Raw genomic sequence first — 15,391 nt, 5'->3', positions numbered from 1 at the left:
AGTGACGATGCGCATGGCCACGCTCCGCCAAAGCCTCACATGAACGAAAAAGCCCGCCGATTGGCGGGCTTTTTTCTGGCCGCTCAGACCAGCAGCAGGGCGATGGGAATCAGCGCCGCGATCACCCCGAGCAGGAACAGCAGCGAGATGCCGAAGGCCCGCCAGTTGGAATAGAACGGTCCGCCATGCCCGGCCACCGTGTCGCCGAACAGCGGCTTGGCGTAATAGTGCATGGCGAACACCTGGCCGACGGTGAGGCCCATGCTGGCGCTCTCCGGCAGCCAGTAACCGACCACCATGACCGCAACGAGCAGGCCGACGCCCATCCACCAGGTCTTTTGTACCTGCTCGTGAAGACCGAGTGCCCGCAGGTTGCGGGTGGTGATGAAGGCGCCGGCCAGCGGCGTGCCGAAGAAGGTCGCGATGCCCACCGCGCTCATGCGATAGAGCGGACCGGTGGCGGCCTGCTGGGGAACGACCAGATCGGCCTCAGGCGCGCGGTAGGGATTGGCATCCATGCAAAAACTCCTTCAGTGGGACGAGAGGTGAAAGGTGTCGGCGTCCAGGAACGCCGGGAAGCGCTGTCGGTAGCTCGCCAGCTCACTGGCCGACAGGCGCACGCGGAACACGCCGGGGGCATCGCCCGGCGCCAGCAGGGGCTCGCCCTGGAAGTCCAGCACCTGCGAGTCGCCACTATAGGGATGGCCATTGCCGTCGCTGCCGATGCGGTTCACCGCGGCGACGTAGCACAGGTTCTCGATGGCCCGCGCCGGCAGCAGGCGGTTCCAGTGGTGGCGCCGCGCCCCCGGCCAGTTGGCGGTGTACAGCAGCAGGTCGGTGTCGCGCGGGTCGCGGCTCCACACCGGGAAGCGCAGGTCGTAGCAGATCAGCGGACGTACCTGCCAACCCTTGATCTCCAGAAGCACCTGTTCTTCGCCGGCGCTGTAGTGCTTGTGCTCGCCGGCCATGCGGAACAGGTGGCGCTTGTCGTAGTGGGCCAGCGAACCGTCCGGGCGCGCCCACAGCAGGCGGTTGCGGTAGCTGCCATCGGCGGCCTGGATGATCAGGCTGCCGGTGACCACGGCGCCGATGCGTTGGGCGTGCTCGCGCAACCAGGCGGTGGTCGGACCGCCTTCCGCCTCGGCCAGCTCGGCCGAATGCATGGAGAAGCCAGTGCTGAACATTTCCGGCAGCACCACCAGGTCGGCACCGCGGGCCTGTTCCAGCAGCGGCTCGAAGCGCGCGCGGTTGGCCGCGGCGTCGTGCCAGTCCAGTTCGCTCTGGATCAGCGCCAGTTCGAGGTCGGGCAGTTGGCTCAGATCGCGCATAGCTTTTCCGCTGCCAGGCGCAGCGTCTCCTCGCGTTTGGCGAAGCAGAAGCGCACCAGGCGCATCTGGCTCGGGGCCTGCTGGTAGAACACCGACACCGGGATGGCCGCCACGCCGTGCTCGCGGGTCAGCCATTCGGCCATGGTCACGTCATCCAGGTCCGGGCGGATCGCCGAGTAGTCGGCCAGTTGGAAGTAGGTGCCGGGCGCGCGGGTGAAGCGGAAACGCGAGCCGGCCAGCAGGTCGCAGAACAGGTCGCGCTTGGCCTGGTAGAAGGCCGGCAGCTCCTCGACGTGCTCGGGGCTTACCGCCATGAAGTCGGCCAGGGCGTGCTGCAGCGGGGTCACGCCGCAGAAGTTCACGTACTGATGGATCTTGCGCAGCTCGGCTGTGAGCCGTGGCGGCGCCACCACGTAGCCGGTCTTCCAGCCGGTGACGTGATAGGTCTTGCCGAACGAGCTGACCACGAAGGCGCGGGCATACAGCTCTTCGTGGGCCAACACGCTGGCGTGACGGGCGCCGTCGAAGATCAGGTGCTCATAGACCTCGTCGCTGATGATGTGGATATCGCGGCCGCGAATCAGCGTCGCCAGTTGGTCCAGATCGGCGCGAGTGAGCAGTGCGCCACTGGGGTTGTGCGGCGAGTTGAGGAAGATCAGGCGGGTACGTTCGGTGATCGCGTCGGCCAGGCGCTGCCAGTCCACGGCGAAGTCCGGAAGGGCCAGCGGCACATGCACGCAACGGCCGCCGGCCAGGTCCACCGAGGGCTCGTAGCTGTCGTAGCAGGGGTCGAGGACGATGGCCTCGTCGCCCGGATGGATCAGCGCCTGCACCGCGCAGAAGATCGCCTCGGTGGCACCGGGGGTGATGGTGATCTCGCTGTCGGCATCGCGTTGCACGCCATAGCTGCGGGCGATCTTGGCCGCCACCTGCTGGCGCAGGCTCGGCAGGCCGGTCATCGGGCAGTACTGGTTGCGTCCCTCCAGCACATGGCAGGCGACCGCCTCGCGCAGGGCCTGCGGGCCGTCGAAGTCGGGGAAGCCCTGGGACAGGTTGATGGCGCCGACTTCCGCGGCGAGCTGGGACATGCGGGTGAAGATGGTGGTGCCGACATTGGGCAGCTTGCTGGCGAGCATCGGGACTTCCTGCTGGCGTGGTGCGAGCCGCGAGGATAGCCGATGGGCCGCTCGGGGTGCAGCAGCGGCGCCCATGAAAAAGGCGCAGGAGCCGAAGCTGCTGCGCCTTAGTCTGGAACGCTTGGGAATCAGCGCTTCTTGTCCTTGCGCTTCTTCTCGGCCTTCTTGTGGTGGCTCATCAGGCGCTTCTTGCGGTTCACCTGGCGCTCGGTGAGCTTGTTCTTCTTGCCCTCGTAGGGGTTCTCGCCGCCCTTGTACTCGATGCGGATCGGTGTGCCGACCAGCTTGAGCACGCGGCGGTAGGTGTTTTCCAGGTAGCGGGTGTAGGTCTTCGGCACCGAGTCGACCTGGTTGCCGTGAATGACGATCAGCGGCGGGTTGGCGCCCCCTAGGTGGGCATAGCGCAGCTTGATGCGGCGGCCATTGACGGTCGGCGGCTGGTGCTCCTGCACGCAGTCCTCGAGGATCTGCGTCAGGCGGTTGGTCGGCCAGCGGGTGACGGCGGCCTTGAAGGCGGTCTGCACCGACTTGTACAGGTGGCCGACGCCGGTGCCGTGCTTGGCGGAGATGAAGTGGATGTCGGCCCAGTCGACGAACATCAACCGGCGCTCCAGCTCGGTCTTCACGTAATCCTTCTCGCCCTGCTCCATGCCGTCCCACTTGTTGAGGGCGATGACCAGCGCGCGGCCGGTCTCCAGCACGAAGCCGAGCAGGTTAAGGTCGTGCTCGACCACGCCCTCGCGGGCGTCCATCACGAAGATCACCACGTTGGCGTCCTGGATGGCCTGCAGGGTCTTGACCACCGAGAACTTCTCGACGGCCTCGAAGATCTTGCCGCGGCGGCGCACGCCGGCGGTATCGATCAGGGTGTACTTTTCTTCGTCGCGTTCGAAGGGGATGTAGATGCTGTCGCGGGTGGTACCGGCCTGGTCATAGACGATCACCCGCTCCTCGCCGAGCATGCGATTGACCAGGGTCGACTTGCCGACGTTGGGGCGGCCGATGATGGCGATCTTGATGCCATCCTTCTCGCTCGGGCCGGGGATGCGCTTGGCCTCCTGGCCCTCGGCAACCACTTCCTCGGTCGGCGCCTCCACGCCCTCCTCGCCCTCGACCGGCTCCGGCTCGCCGTTGTCACGCGGGAAGATGCCCAGCGCGGCTTCCAGCATCTGGTTGATGCCACGGCCATGGGCAGCGGCGATCGGCAGGGCGTCACCCAGGCCCAGCGGGCTGAACTCGGCGCGGGCGATGTCCGGATCGACGGTGTCGACCTTGTTGGCGATCAGGAAGCGGCGCTTGTTCCGCTTGCGCAGGTGCTCGGCAATCATCTGGTCGGCGGCGGTCATGCCCGCGCGCGAGTCGACCATGAACAGCACGGCATCGGCCTCCTCGATGGCCTGCAGCGACTGCTCGGCCATCTTCGCATCGATGCCCTCCTCGTCGCCGGAGATGCCGCCGGTATCGATGACGATGTAGGTGCGCCCCTGCCACTTCGCCTCGCCGTACTGGCGATCGCGGGTCAGCCCGGCGTACTCCGCGACGATGGCGTCGCGGGTCTTGGTCAGACGGTTGAACAGCGTCGACTTGCCGACGTTGGGGCGGCCCACCAGGGCGATTACAGGAACCATCGACATATACCTCAGAAAACACAAAGGCCGCTGCCGTAGAACGGCAGCGGCCGGACATTGCTCAACAGCTTAGCGGATGGTCAGGCCGACCAGCTTGCCGCTGTTGCCGTAGACGTACATCCAGTCGCCGATCACCAGCGGACGCGCGCGCACGCCGTCACCGTCGACCTTTTCGCGACCGGCGAAGTGGCCGTCGACCTGGCTCAGCAGGTGCACATAGCCCTCGAAGTCGCCGACCGCCACGTAGCTGGAGAACACTTCCGGTGCGGACAGCTGGCGACGCAGCAGGGCGTCGTTGCTCCACAGCGCGGAATTGGAACGCTCGTCGATGCTCTCCAGCGCGCCGTTGGCCAGGCTGACGTAGACGTTGCCGAAGCCCTGGGCCAGGCCCACGTAGCTCGAGGCATCGCGGTTCCACAGCGGGCGGCCGCTTTCCACGTCGAACGCGGCGACCTTGCCCTGGTAGGTCACGGCATACAGGGTGCCGCCGGAAAGCAGCAGGTTGCCGTCGATGTCGACGACGCGCTCCAGCTCGGAGCGGCCCTGCGGCACGGCCACGCGCTGCTCCCATACCGGGATGCCGCGGCCGGCATCGAGCGCCAGGATCTTGCCGCTGGACAGGCCGGCCATCACCAGGCGATTGGTCATCACCGGGCTGCTGGTGCCGCGCAGGGTCAGCACGGCCGGGCTGTTCTCGTAGATCCAGCGCTGCTCACCGGAGGCGGCATCGAAGGCGATCAGGCGGTCGTCCTGGGTCTGCACCACGACGACGTCGCCGTTGGTGGCCGGGGCGGACAGCACTTCGCTGGTGACGCGGGCGCGCCAGCGCTCTTCACCGCTGCTGGCATCCAGAGCGACGACTTCACCTTTGAGGGTACCGACCAGTACCAGGCCGTAGCCAGCACCGACGCCACCGGAGACCGGCAGGTCCAGTTCGACTTCCCAGAACTTGTCGCCGGTCAGGCGATCCAGCGCGACCACGTCGCCATTGGCGGCGGCGGCGTACAGGCGATCACCGTCGGCGGCGGGAGTCAGCAGGTTGTAGAGCTCGCCCTGGCCGTCGCCGATGGAGCGGCTCCACTGCTCGTCCAGGCGCACTTCTTCCTGGATGTCCGGCAGCTCGTTCGGCGGCAGTTCCTTCTTGCTGTTGCTGCTGCAACCCACGGCCAATACGGCCAGGGCCAGCACTGCGGCATTCTTCCAGCGCATCACGTCACGCATCCCCTTTCGCCAGGTCGTCGAGTTTTATCTGCAGACCGCCCACGGCGGCTTCTTCGGACAGCGCGGCCTTGGCCTTCTCGTAGGCGGCATGCGCCTCGTCGCCACGACCGAGCTGGGCCAGCAGGTCGCCTTTGAGTTCTTCGCGGCTGGCCTGCCAGGCCTTGTCGGCCTCGCCATCCAGCAGCTTGAGGCCTTCCTCGGTCTTGCCCTGGGCGGCCAGTACACGGGCCAGGCGCTGACGCGCCAGCTCGCCGACGGTGACGTCGGCCGGGTCCTTCAGCAAGGGTTGCAGCTCGGCCGCGGCGTCATCCAGTTTGCCGCTGTCGACCGCCACCTTGGCGACGAACAGACTGGCGTACTGGGCGTAGTGGGTGCCGGCGTATTCTTTCTTCAGCTTGTCGGCGAGCTCGGTGACCTTGCCGACATCCGGCTCGCCCGTGGGAGTGAGCGTGGTTTCCAGCAGTTGCTGATACAGCGCGCCGCCACCCTGGGCCTGATTCTCCTGGTACTGCTGCCAGGCCTGCCAGCCGACCACCAGGGCCAGCGCCAGCACGCCGCCGGTCAGCAGGGGCTTGCCGTTGCGCTGCCACCAGTCCTTCAGCTGCGCAATCTGTTCGTCTTCGGTCATGCTCACCCCAATAACTCCTTATTCGCTTTGTTCTCAGGCCTGCAGGCAGGCGGCCAGGTGCGCGGGCAGCGCATCCCAGGCGATGTTCTGTTGCTGTGCGTCGTCGCGCAGGGGTTTGCAACCTACCACGCGGGCGGTCACTTCGTCCTCACCCAGAATCAGGGCGAAGCGGGCGCCGCTCTTGTCGGCCTTCTTGAACTGGCTCTTGAAGCTCCCGCCGCCGGCATTGACCAGCAGGCGTACGCCGGGAATGGCGTCGCGAAGACGCTCGGCCAGGCCCAGGCCGGCGAGCTCCGCGGCCTCGCCGAAGGCGCAGAGATAGAGGTCGGCCGGACGGTTCAGCTCGGCCGGTACCACACCGAGGGTCTCCAGCAGCAGCACCAGGCGCTCCACGCCCATGGCGAAGCCCACACCCGGGGTCGGTTTGCCGCCGAACTGACTGACCAGGCCATCGTAACGACCGCCGCCGCAGACCGTGCCCTGGGCACCGAGCTTGTCGGTGACCCACTCGAACGCGGTCCGGCAGTAGTAGTCGAGGCCGCGCACCAGCTTCTGGTTGATCTCGTAGCGCAGGCCGACCGCGTCCAGTCGGGCCTTGAGGCCCTCGAAGTGGGCGACCGACTCCTCGTCGAGGTAGTCATGCAGGGTCGGCGCGCCGACCAGCAGGGCCTGGGTGCTCTCCACCTTGCTGTCGAGGATGCGCAGCGGGTTGGTGGTCATGCGCCGCTGACTGTCTTCGTCGAGCTGGTCGAAGCGGTCCTGGAGGAAGGCCACCAGCGCCTCGCGGTAGCGCGCGCGGGCTTCGCTGGAACCCAGGGTGTTGAGCTGCAGGGTCACGGCATCGGCCATGCCGAGCTTCTGCCACAGGCGCCAGGTGAGGATGATCAGCTCGGCGTCGATGTCCGGCCCGGGCAGGTTGAAGACTTCCACGCCGATCTGGTGGAACTGGCGGTAGCGGCCCTTCTGCGGCTTCTCGTAGCGGAACATCGGGCCGGTGTACCACAGCTTCTGCACCTGGCCACCGCCGGACAGGCCGTGTTCGAGCACGGCGCGCACGCAGCCCGCGGTACCTTCGGGACGCAGGGTGAGGGATTCGCCGTTGCGGTCGAGGAAGGTGTACATCTCCTTGTCGACCACGTCGGTGCCCTCGCCGATGCCGCGAGCGAACAGCTCGGTGAACTCGAGGATGGGCAGGCGGATCTCGCTGTAGCCGTAGCCATCCAGCAGCTCTGCGAAGCTGCGCTCCAGGTAGCGCCAGGCCGGAGTCTGTTCCGGCAGGATGTCGTTCATGCCACGGATGGCTTGCAGGGTCTTGCTCACGAATATTCCTTAAACCCGCTCTCGACGCGGCTGCGCTTGCTCATGCAGCGTCTAAAACGGGCTCAAAATGCTGACGTAAACTGCGCTTTTGTCTTCTTCTTTCTTGCCTGACCCGCGCTCGCGACGTGTCGAGAGCAGGTGTGAATCAGCCGCGGGCGATCACCGCCGCGTCGGCCTCTACCTTCTCGGCCGCCTTGCGGCGAATGAGCTTCTCCAGCTCGTCCACCAGGTTGTCATTGGTCAGTTTCGAGGCCGGGGCGCCGTCGATGTAGACCAGATTGTTCGGCGTGCCGCCGGTGAGGCCGATATGCGCCTCCTTGGCCTCGCCCGGCCCGTTGACCACGCAGCCGATCACCGCGACATCGAGCGGCACCAGCAGGTCCTCGACCCGCTGCTCCAGCTCGTTCATGGTCTTGACCACGTCGAAGTTCTGTCGCGAGCAGCTTGGGCAGGCGATGAAGTTGATGCCACGCGAGCGCAGGCGCAGGGACTTGAGGATGTCGAAGCCGACCTTGATCTCTTCCACCGGGTCGGCGGCCAGGGAGATGCGGATGGTGTCGCCGATGCCGTCGGCCAGCAGCATGCCCAGGCCGACCGCCGACTTCACGGTACCGGAGCGCAGGCCACCAGCCTCGGTGATGCCCAGGTGCAGCGGCTGCTCGATCTGCTTGGCCAGCAGGCGGTAGGCCTCGACGGCCATGAACACGTCGGAGGCCTTCACGCTGACCTTGAAGTCAGGAAAGTTCAGGCGGTCGAGGTGTTCGACGTGGCGCAGCGCGGATTCCACCAGCGCCTCGGGCGTCGGCTCGCCGTATTTTTTCTGCAGGTCCTTCTCCAGCGAGCCGGCGTTGACGCCGATGCGGATCGGGATGCCCTTGTCGCGCGCCGCCTCGACCACCGCCCTGACGCGGTCCTCACGGCCGATGTTGCCCGGGTTGATGCGCAGGCAGTCGACGCCCAGCTCGGCCACGCGCAGGGCGATCTGGTAATCGAAGTGAATGTCCGCCACCAGCGGCAGGTTGACCTGGCGCTTGATCTGACCGAAAGCCTCGGCAGCCTCCATGGACGGTACGGAGACGCGCACGATATCGGCGCCGGCGGCCTCGAGGCGCTGTATCTGGCCGACCGTGGCGGCGACGTCGCAGGTCTCGGTGTTGGTCATGCTCTGCACGGCGATCGGCGCATCGCCGCCGACCGGTACCGAGCCGACCCAGATCTTGCGGGACGGGCGACGCTTGATGGGAGATTCGCAATGCATGTTCTGGCTCACTGCCCCAGCTTGAGGCGTGCGGTTTCACCGCGGATGAAAGGGGCGACGTCGACCGGCCGGCCATTGACCAGCACCACGGCGCCACGGGCGAAGCCCAGGTGCAGGTCCAGCGGCGCCTTGCCGGCCAGCTCGACGCTATCACCGCGGCGCTTGAGCGCGCTGAGCAGCACCTTGCCGTCGGCGTCAGTGAGCTGGGTCCAGCAATCCGCGGTGAACTGCAGATTGACCAGCGCTTCGCCGGCGGCCGGCGCGACCGGGGCCTGGGTTTGCGCCTGCGTCTCGGCAGCTTCGGTGTTCGGCTCCGCAATGGCGGCCTGCGGCTCGGCGGCCGCCGGCGCAGCGGTCTCGGCTGTTTCGGTCGCAGGCGATGGCGCCTGTGCAGCTTCTTCGGATGTCACCGGCGGCGCTTGCTCGGCGGCGCCGTCGGCAGTGGCGGATGGCGCCGCGGCCTGGGCAGGGACATCGGCCGGCGGTTCGATGGCCGGGACTTCGCCCTGCGCGTCGGCTACCGCCTGGTCTTCGGGCTCGGCCAGCGGATGAATCTCGGTGGTGCCATCGGCACTTTCGACCTCGACATGCTCGAGACTGGTCTTGTCGACTCCGAGGTCCAGGCGCTCTTTCTCCCCCTGCCACCAGAAGAAGCCGACGCCACCGATGGCGACCAGCGCGACGATGCTGAACAGCTTCACCAGACTCTGCGAAACGCGCGCCGGCTCCTCGATACGCGCGAGGCTGGCCACGCTGCTGCCGCTGGCGTCGGTGCCGGTGTACTGGTCGAACTCGTTGACCAGACGATTGGGGTCCATGCCCATGAGCTTGGCGTACGCCCGCACATAGCCGCGGGCGAAGGTGTGTCCCGGCAGCTGGTCGAAGGCACCGCCCTCGAGATTGCGCAGCGCCTGGGCGGTGAGGTTGAGCTGGATCGCCACCTCGCCGAGCTCCAGACCCTTGCTTTCGCGCATCTTGCGCAGCGTTTCTCCGGGATTGACCCGGGACGCGGCGACCACTTCGGGATGCGAGGCTTTCATCACTGCTCCGACACGTATTGCTGATATTCCGGAGTGCCCGGATAGAGTCGCTTCAACTGCAGCCCGAGGCTGGCGGCCTGGTCGCGATCCTGGAAGACCTTGGCCAGGCGAATGCCGAGCAGCAGGCTCTGCGGGTTCTGCTGCGCCTGCTGACTGAAGCCCGCATAGTAACTGCGAGCGGCCACGTAGTCTTTGTCTTCATACGAGAGCACGCCCATCTGCAGCAGGGAAACCGAGCGCTGGCTGTTCAGGCGCAGGGCCTTCTGGAAATGCTGCTTGGCCTCTTCGCGCTTGCCCAGCTGGAGGGCGGTGAGACCGAGGTTCTCGAAAACCCGGGAGCGCTCGTTGTAGAGGGTGTCCTGAGAGGCTTTCAGATATTGGGTGTAAGCCTCAGGATAGCGCTTCTGTTCGAACAGGAAGCCGCCGTAATTGTTGAGGATCCGGGCATCGCCGTCGCTTAAGGAAATCGCCTTGCGATAGTGCTCGTCGGCCAGCTTGGGCTCCATCTCGTACTGGTAGACCACCGCCAGGGCGGCTACTGCCTCGGAGCTCGAAGGATCAAGTTCCAACGCCTTGCGCAGCGGCTCCTTGGCCCGCTCGGTAGAGCCCTGCTGCAGGTGTCCAACACCCAGCTGGATGTAGGCATCGCGCGCCGCATCCCGGCCTTCCTCGGTACTCATGGGATCCACCGGCCCACCGGTTCTAACACATCCTGCCAGCAGGCAGATCAGAGACAGATAGAGCGCAGTGCGCAAGGTCATGGAGTTCCTCCCTTTCAGTTTCGGTTGGCGGCGTCACGAGGCTCGGCGACCTCGCTGCCCAGCTGGCGCACGGCGATGTAACGCTCGCTGCGCCGGGTGCGGTCTTGCACCTGGCCGACCAATTGCCCGCAGGCTGCGTCGATGTCGTCCCCACGGGTGGTGCGAACGGTGACGTTGAAGCCAGCCTTGTGCAACAGGTCCTGGAAGCGGCGAATGGCGTTGTTGCTCGGCCGTTCGTAACCGGAAAAGGGGAAGGGATTAAACGGAATCAGATTGATCTTGCAAGGAAAATCCTTGAGAAGTGCGACCATCTGCTCGGCATGCTCGGGCTGATCGTTCACATCCTTGAGCAGGGTGTACTCGACCGTCAGGTAACGCTTTTCGCCCAAACCATCGATGTAGCGGCGACAGGCCGCCAGCAGCACGGACAGCGGGTACTTCTTGTTCAGCGGTACCAGCTGATTGCGCAACTCGTCGTTCGGTGCGTGCAGCGACAGGGCCAGGGACACGTCGGTGACGGTCGCCAGCTTGTCGATCATCGGCACCACGCCGGAGGTGGACAGCGTCACCTTGCGCTTGGAAATGCCGTAGCCCAGATCCTCCATCATGATCTGCATGGCGGGCACGACATTGTCGAAATTCAGCAGCGGTTCGCCCATGCCCATCATCACCACGTTGGTGATGGCACGGTCGATCTTGGCCGGTACGGTGCCGAAGGACTTATTGGCGATCCATACCTGACCGATGATTTCCGCGGCAGTCAGGTCGCTGTTGAAGCCCTGCTTGCCGGTGGAGCAAAAACTGCAATCCAGCGCGCAGCCGGCCTGAGAAGACACACAGAGAGTGCCTCGGCCGCCTTGCGGGATGTACACGGTCTCGACGCAGCTGCCGGATGCCACGCGCACCACCCACTTGCGGGTGCCGTCGGCGGAAATGTCCTGGCTGACGATCTCGGGACCGCGGATCTCGGCGCAGGCCTTGAGCTTCTCGCGCAAGGCCTTGCCGACGTTCGACATGGCGTCGAAATCCTCGGCGCCGAAGTGGTGAATCCACTGCATCACCTGGCCGGCACGGAAGCGCTTTTCCCCGATCGACTCGAAGAACTGCTCCAGTTCCGGCTTGGTCATGCCCAGCAGGTTGGCTTTCACTGCGTCACTCATGGATTCACCTACAGCGATGCGATCAGCGGATGCGGTCGCACAGCTCGGTAGCGGAGAAGAAGTAAGCGATCTCGCGAGCCGCGGAGGCCTCGGAGTCGGAACCGTGAACGGCGTTCTCGTCGATGGACACGGCGAAATCGGCGCGGATGGTGCCGGCAGCGGCTTCCTTCGGGTTGGTGGCGCCCATCAGCTCACGGTTCTTGGCAACGGCGTTCTCGCCTTCCAGAACCTGGACGATGACCGGACCGGAAGTCATGAAGGCAACCAGATCCTTGAAGAAGCCGCGCTCCTTGTGCTCGGCATAGAAGCCGGCGGCCTCGCGCTCGGACAGCTGGACCATCTTGGAAGCGACGACGCGCAGGCCGGCCTTCTCGAAACGGGTGGTGATTTCACCGACGACGTTCTTGGCGACGGCATCCGGCTTGATGATGGAGAAAGTACGTTGAACGGCCATTTGAAGCTCCAGAGTTAAAGCGAAAAATTAAACCCGCGAATTATACGCGGGTTAGGGAGAAATGCGTAGGGCGACGCCCCGTAGCGGTGCGCGTCGGCGCCTGCTGCCGCGACCTCGCGGGATTTTCAGTCGCGCTCTTCGATCCAGGCGGCCTGGATGGCTTCCAGCACCTTCTCGCCGCCGCGCTGCGGGTCGTCGGCGAATTCCGGGAGGGCGACTACCCAGCGGTGCAGCTCGACGAAGTTGACGTAGCGCGGGTCGACGTCCGGCTTGCTGTCGGCCAGTTCAATGGCGATATCCAGCACATCGGTCCATTTCAGGCTCATGTCGGTTCCTTGACTCAGTGCGGCGCTTCGGCGGCGTGGTTGAGCGAGTATTTCGGGATCTCGACGGTCAGGTCCTCCGTCCCGACGATTGCCTGACAGGCCAGGCGCGACTGCGCTTCCAGCCCCCAGGCGCGGTCGAGAAAGTCCTCTTCCAGCTCGTCGGCCTCTTCCAGCGAATCGAAACCCTCGCGCACGATGCAGTGGCAGGTGGTGCAGGCGCAGACGCCGCCGCAGGCACTCTCCATCTCGATGTGGTGCTCATGTGCCAGCTCGAGGATCGACGTACCGGGCTCTGCCTCGACGACCATGCCCTCGGGGCAGAACTTCTCGTGCGGCAGAAAAATGACCTGTGGCATCAGTTGTCCTCGATTTCGTTCAGATTGCGCCCGGCCAGGGCGGCTTTAACCGTCGAATTCATGCGCCGCGCGGCGAAGGCGTCGGTGATCTGCGACAGCCGCTTGGTCTGTCGCTCGATGGCCGCCGTGTCGGTACTCGCCGACAACCCACGCAGCTCGTCCATGCTGGCGAGGATGGCCAGCCGCTCGTCCTCGCTGAGCAGGCGCTCGCCGTCGACATCCAGAGCCGACTGCACCGCCTCGAGCAGACGCTCGGCCTCGACCTGTTGCTCACGCAGCGCGCGGGCGGCCTTGTCGCCACCGGCATTGCTGAAGGAATCCTGCAGCATGCGGGCGATCTCGCCATCGGTCAGGCCATATGAGGGCTTGACCTGGATGCTGGCCTCCACGCCGGAGGCCAACTCGCGTGCCCCGACGCTGAGCAGGCCGTCGGCATCGACCTGGAAGGTCACGCGAATCTTCGCCGCACCGGCCACCATCGGCGGAATGCCGCGCAGCTCGAAGCGCGCCAGCGAACGGCAGTCCTTGACCAGTTCGCGCTCGCCCTGCAGCACGTGGATGGCCATGGCGGTCTGTCCATCCTTGTAGGTAGTGAACTCCTGGGCACGCGCCACCGGAATGGTGGTGTTGCGCGGGATGACCTTCTCCATCAGCCCGCCCATGGTCTCCAGTCCCAGGGACAGCGGAATCACGTCCAGCAGCAACAACTCCTCGCCGTTGCCGCGCTGATTGCCGGCCAGGGTGTCGGCCTGGATGGCGGCGCCGATGGCCACCACCTGATCGGGATCGATGTCGGTCAACGGCGCGCGACCGAACAGCTCGCCCACGGCCTCGCGCACCCGCGGCACACGCGTCGAGCCGCCGACCATCACGACCGCCTCGACCTCCTCGACCTCGATGCCGGCATCACGCACGGCGCGGCGGCATGCCTTGAGGCTGCGGGCGATCATCGACTCGATCAGCGCGTCGAACCGGGCCCGGCTCAGCTCGCCGGACCAGCCATCATGGGCAAGCACGACGCTGTCGGCGTCGGTCAGCGCCTCCTTCGCCGCGCAGGCGGCCTGCAGCAAACGGCGCTGTGCGGCGGGATCGAGATCGTGCGACAGGCCCGCCTGCTCGATGATCCAGCCGGCGATGGCATGATCGAAATCGTCGCCACCCAAGGCGCTGTCGCCTCCGGTGGCCAGCACCTCGAACACCCCGCGACTGAGGCGCAGGATGGAGATGTCAAACGTACCGCCGCCCAGGTCGTAGATCGCCACGACGCCTTCGGCGCCCTGGTCCAGGCCATAGGCCACGGCGGCCGCAGTCGGCTCGTTGAGCAGGCGCAGCACGTTGAGACCGGCCAGGCGCGCGGCGTCCTTGGTGGCCTGACGCTGGGCATCGTCGAAATAGGCCGGCACGGTGATCACCGCGCCGACCAGATCGCCGCCCAAGCTCGCCTCGGCACGCTCGCGCAGCACCTTGAGGATCTCGGCCGAGATTTCCACCGGGCTCTTGGCACCCTGCACCGTCTCGATAAAGGGCATGTGCGACTCGCCTTCGGCGAAGCGATACGGCAGCTGCTCGCCCAGCGATTTGACGTCGGCCAGCCCGCGCCCCATCAGGCGCTTGACCGACAGCACGGTGTTCAGCGGGTCCTGCGCGGCAGCGCCCTTGGCGCTGGCCCCGACCTCGACGCGGTCGGCGTGATAACGCACCGCCGACGGCAGGATCACGGCGCCGTCGGCATCGGCCAGCGGCGTGGAGAGACCGCTGCGCACGGCAGCGACCAGCGAATTCGTGGTGCCCAGGTCGATGCCCACCGCCAGGCGACGCTGATGGGGCTGCGGGCTGTGTCCGGGTTCGGCGATCTGCAATAGGGCCATGGCGTTCTGTCGTCAGGCGCGCAGCGCGTGCTGCGCCGGGTTAGTCGTCGAGGCGCTCTTCGAGGTCGCGCACTTCGTGGGCCAGCTTGTCGAGGAACTGCATGCGACGCACCAGGCGCTCGGCCTCGTCACGCCGGGCGGAATCGTCCCAGCAGGCGGCGAAATCGTCTTCCAGCTCGCCCTGGGCGCGCTTGAGACGCTGCTTGAATACCGCCACGCCGGCCAGATCGGCGCTGTCCTGCAGGTCTTCCAGCTCCTCGCGCCAGCGCATCTGTTGCAGCAGGAACTCGGGGTCCTGCACCGTCACTTCGAGCGGCAGCTCCCGACCACGCAGCGCCAGCAGATAGAGCGCACGACGCGGCGCGCTCTTAAGCGTCTGGTAGGCCTCGTTGAGACCGGCGGATTGTTCCAGCGCCAGGCGCTGCTCACGCTCGCTGGCATCGGCGAAGCGATCCGGATGCACGGCCTTGGCCAGCTCGCGATAGCGCGCCGACAGCTGATTCAGATCGAGGCGAAAAGCCGGCTGCAGCTCGAACAGCGCGAAGTGGCACGGGCTACCCAAGAGAACCTCAGACGTTGAAGCTTTCGCCGCAGCCGCATTCGCCACGCACGTTGGGGTTGTTGAACTTGAAGCCCTCGTTGAGGCCTTCGCGGACGAAGTCCAGTTCGGTGCCGTCGAGATAGACCAGGCTCTTCGGGTCGATGATGACCTTCATGCCGTGGCTCTCGAACACCTGGTCCTCACCGGCCACTTCGTCGACGAACTCCAGCACGTAGGCCAGGCCGGAACAGCCGGTGGTGCGCACGCCCAGGCGGATGCCCTCGCCCTTGCCGCGCCCCTCGAGGGAACGCTGCACATGGCGGGCGGCGGCTTCGGTCATGGTGATGGCCATAACGACTCCTCGAA

17 protein-coding genes are annotated in these 15,391 nt (G+C 66.0%); all 17 read right to left on the bottom strand.

Going from position 1 to position 15,391, the window contains the following annotated elements; genetic code table 11:
- Positions 1–83: 83 nt before the first annotated feature.
- Entirely contained in the window at positions 84–518 is a 435-nt protein-coding gene (locus NF616_RS09035; RefSeq protein ID WP_252272893.1) for a hypothetical protein, read from the bottom strand.
- A gap of 12 nt (positions 519–530) precedes the next feature.
- A complete protein-coding gene (locus NF616_RS09030) occupies positions 531–1,328 on the bottom strand; it encodes an amidohydrolase (RefSeq protein WP_252272892.1) in 798 nt (265 codons plus the stop codon).
- Positions 1,316–2,464, bottom strand: a complete 1,149-nt coding sequence (locus tag NF616_RS09025) for a pyridoxal phosphate-dependent aminotransferase (RefSeq protein WP_252272891.1) — start codon at positions 2,462–2,464, stop codon at positions 1,316–1,318. Before NF616_RS09025 ends, NF616_RS09030 begins: the two co-directional genes overlap by 13 nt.
- A 128-nt stretch (positions 2,465–2,592) precedes the next feature.
- Positions 2,593–4,092 (bottom strand): ribosome biogenesis GTPase Der, encoded by a 1,500-nt coding sequence (der, locus tag NF616_RS09020; RefSeq protein ID WP_252272890.1) that lies wholly within the window; start codon positions 4,090–4,092, stop codon positions 2,593–2,595.
- A 69-nt stretch (positions 4,093–4,161) separates the two neighbouring features.
- Positions 4,162–5,313 (bottom strand): outer membrane protein assembly factor BamB, encoded by a 1,152-nt coding sequence (gene bamB / locus NF616_RS09015; protein WP_252272889.1) that lies wholly within the window; start codon positions 5,311–5,313, stop codon positions 4,162–4,164.
- Positions 5,306–5,947, bottom strand: coding sequence for a YfgM family protein (locus NF616_RS09010; RefSeq protein WP_252272888.1), 642 nt, complete (start codon positions 5,945–5,947; stop codon positions 5,306–5,308). The genes bamB and NF616_RS09010 overlap by 8 nt, the downstream gene beginning before the upstream one ends.
- A gap of 27 nt (positions 5,948–5,974) precedes the next feature.
- A complete protein-coding gene (gene hisS, locus NF616_RS09005) occupies positions 5,975–7,261 on the bottom strand; it encodes a histidine--tRNA ligase (protein ID WP_252272887.1) in 1,287 nt (428 codons plus the stop codon).
- A 145-nt stretch (positions 7,262–7,406) separates the two neighbouring features.
- The gene (gene ispG, locus NF616_RS09000; protein ID WP_252272886.1) at positions 7,407–8,519 is read right to left on the bottom strand and encodes a flavodoxin-dependent (E)-4-hydroxy-3-methylbut-2-enyl-diphosphate synthase; all 1,113 of its coding nucleotides are present in this window, start codon (positions 8,517–8,519) and stop codon (positions 7,407–7,409) included.
- Between the two features lie 8 nt (positions 8,520–8,527).
- The gene (locus NF616_RS08995; protein WP_252272885.1) at positions 8,528–9,559 is read right to left on the bottom strand and encodes a RodZ domain-containing protein; all 1,032 of its coding nucleotides are present in this window, start codon (positions 9,557–9,559) and stop codon (positions 8,528–8,530) included.
- Positions 9,559–10,320, bottom strand: a complete 762-nt coding sequence (pilW, locus tag NF616_RS08990) for a type IV pilus biogenesis/stability protein PilW (RefSeq protein ID WP_252272884.1) — start codon at positions 10,318–10,320, stop codon at positions 9,559–9,561. Before pilW ends, NF616_RS08995 begins: the two co-directional genes overlap by 1 nt.
- 14 nt (positions 10,321–10,334) lie before the next feature.
- Positions 10,335–11,480 carry a dual-specificity RNA methyltransferase RlmN gene (gene rlmN / locus NF616_RS08985; RefSeq protein WP_252272883.1) on the bottom strand — a complete coding sequence of 382 codons (1,146 nt, stop codon included), beginning with the start codon at positions 11,478–11,480 and terminating at the stop codon, positions 10,335–10,337.
- A gap of 22 nt (positions 11,481–11,502) precedes the next feature.
- Positions 11,503–11,934: a nucleoside-diphosphate kinase gene (gene ndk / locus NF616_RS08980; RefSeq protein WP_252272882.1), complete on the bottom strand. Its 432-nt coding sequence runs from the start codon at positions 11,932–11,934 to the stop codon at positions 11,503–11,505.
- A 125-nt stretch (positions 11,935–12,059) separates the two neighbouring features.
- Positions 12,060–12,260 (bottom strand): Fe-S cluster assembly protein IscX, encoded by a 201-nt coding sequence (gene iscX, locus NF616_RS08975; protein WP_252272880.1) that lies wholly within the window; start codon positions 12,258–12,260, stop codon positions 12,060–12,062.
- A gap of 14 nt (positions 12,261–12,274) precedes the next feature.
- Positions 12,275–12,616, bottom strand: a complete 342-nt coding sequence (gene fdx, locus NF616_RS08970) for an ISC system 2Fe-2S type ferredoxin (RefSeq protein WP_192302617.1) — start codon at positions 12,614–12,616, stop codon at positions 12,275–12,277.
- Positions 12,616–14,484 (bottom strand): Fe-S protein assembly chaperone HscA, encoded by a 1,869-nt coding sequence (gene hscA, locus NF616_RS08965; RefSeq protein WP_252272879.1) that lies wholly within the window; start codon positions 14,482–14,484, stop codon positions 12,616–12,618. Before hscA ends, fdx begins: the two co-directional genes overlap by 1 nt.
- Positions 14,485–14,524: 40 nt before the next feature.
- The gene (hscB, locus tag NF616_RS08960; RefSeq protein ID WP_252272878.1) at positions 14,525–15,046 is read right to left on the bottom strand and encodes a co-chaperone HscB; all 522 of its coding nucleotides are present in this window, start codon (positions 15,044–15,046) and stop codon (positions 14,525–14,527) included.
- A gap of 7 nt (positions 15,047–15,053) precedes the next feature.
- A complete protein-coding gene (gene iscA, locus NF616_RS08955) occupies positions 15,054–15,377 on the bottom strand; it encodes an iron-sulfur cluster assembly protein IscA (RefSeq protein ID WP_252272877.1) in 324 nt (107 codons plus the stop codon).
- Between the last annotated feature and the right edge of the window lie 14 nt (positions 15,378–15,391).

It is taken from the genome of Pseudomonas subflava (genome assembly GCF_023823685.1).
In the GTDB taxonomy this organism is placed as follows: Bacteria; Pseudomonadota; Gammaproteobacteria; order Pseudomonadales; family Pseudomonadaceae; genus Aquipseudomonas; species Aquipseudomonas subflava.
Note: the sequence above shows the minus strand (reverse complement) of the source record. Positions and strands in the feature narration are given on the sequence as shown.

Excerpts from the sequence above, each read along its gene's own strand:
- NF616_RS09035 (WP_252272893.1), bottom strand. The coding sequence starts at position 518 with ATGGATGCCAATCCCTACCGCGCGCCTGAGGCCGATCTGGTCGTTCCC.
- NF616_RS09030 (WP_252272892.1), bottom strand. The coding sequence starts at position 1,328 with ATGCGCGATCTGAGCCAACTGCCCGACCTCGAACTGGCGCTGATCCAG.
- NF616_RS09025 (WP_252272891.1), bottom strand. The coding sequence starts at position 2,464 with ATGCTCGCCAGCAAGCTGCCCAATGTCGGCACCACCATCTTCACCCGC.
- der (WP_252272890.1), bottom strand. The coding sequence starts at position 4,092 with ATGGTTCCTGTAATCGCCCTGGTGGGCCGCCCCAACGTCGGCAAGTCG.
- bamB (WP_252272889.1), bottom strand. The coding sequence starts at position 5,313 with ATGCGTGACGTGATGCGCTGGAAGAATGCCGCAGTGCTGGCCCTGGCC.
- ispG (WP_252272886.1), bottom strand. The coding sequence starts at position 8,519 with ATGCATTGCGAATCTCCCATCAAGCGTCGCCCGTCCCGCAAGATCTGG.
- NF616_RS08995 (WP_252272885.1), bottom strand. The coding sequence starts at position 9,559 with ATGAAAGCCTCGCATCCCGAAGTGGTCGCCGCGTCCCGGGTCAATCCC.
- pilW (WP_252272884.1), bottom strand. The coding sequence starts at position 10,320 with ATGACCTTGCGCACTGCGCTCTATCTGTCTCTGATCTGCCTGCTGGCA.
- rlmN (WP_252272883.1), bottom strand. The coding sequence starts at position 11,480 with ATGAGTGACGCAGTGAAAGCCAACCTGCTGGGCATGACCAAGCCGGAA.
- ndk (WP_252272882.1), bottom strand. The coding sequence starts at position 11,934 with ATGGCCGTTCAACGTACTTTCTCCATCATCAAGCCGGATGCCGTCGCC.
- iscX (WP_252272880.1), bottom strand. The coding sequence starts at position 12,260 with ATGAGCCTGAAATGGACCGATGTGCTGGATATCGCCATTGAACTGGCC.
- fdx (WP_192302617.1), bottom strand. The coding sequence starts at position 12,616 with ATGCCACAGGTCATTTTTCTGCCGCACGAGAAGTTCTGCCCCGAGGGC.
- hscA (WP_252272879.1), bottom strand. The coding sequence starts at position 14,484 with ATGGCCCTATTGCAGATCGCCGAACCCGGACACAGCCCGCAGCCCCAT.
- iscA (WP_252272877.1), bottom strand. The coding sequence starts at position 15,377 with ATGGCCATCACCATGACCGAAGCCGCCGCCCGCCATGTGCAGCGTTCC.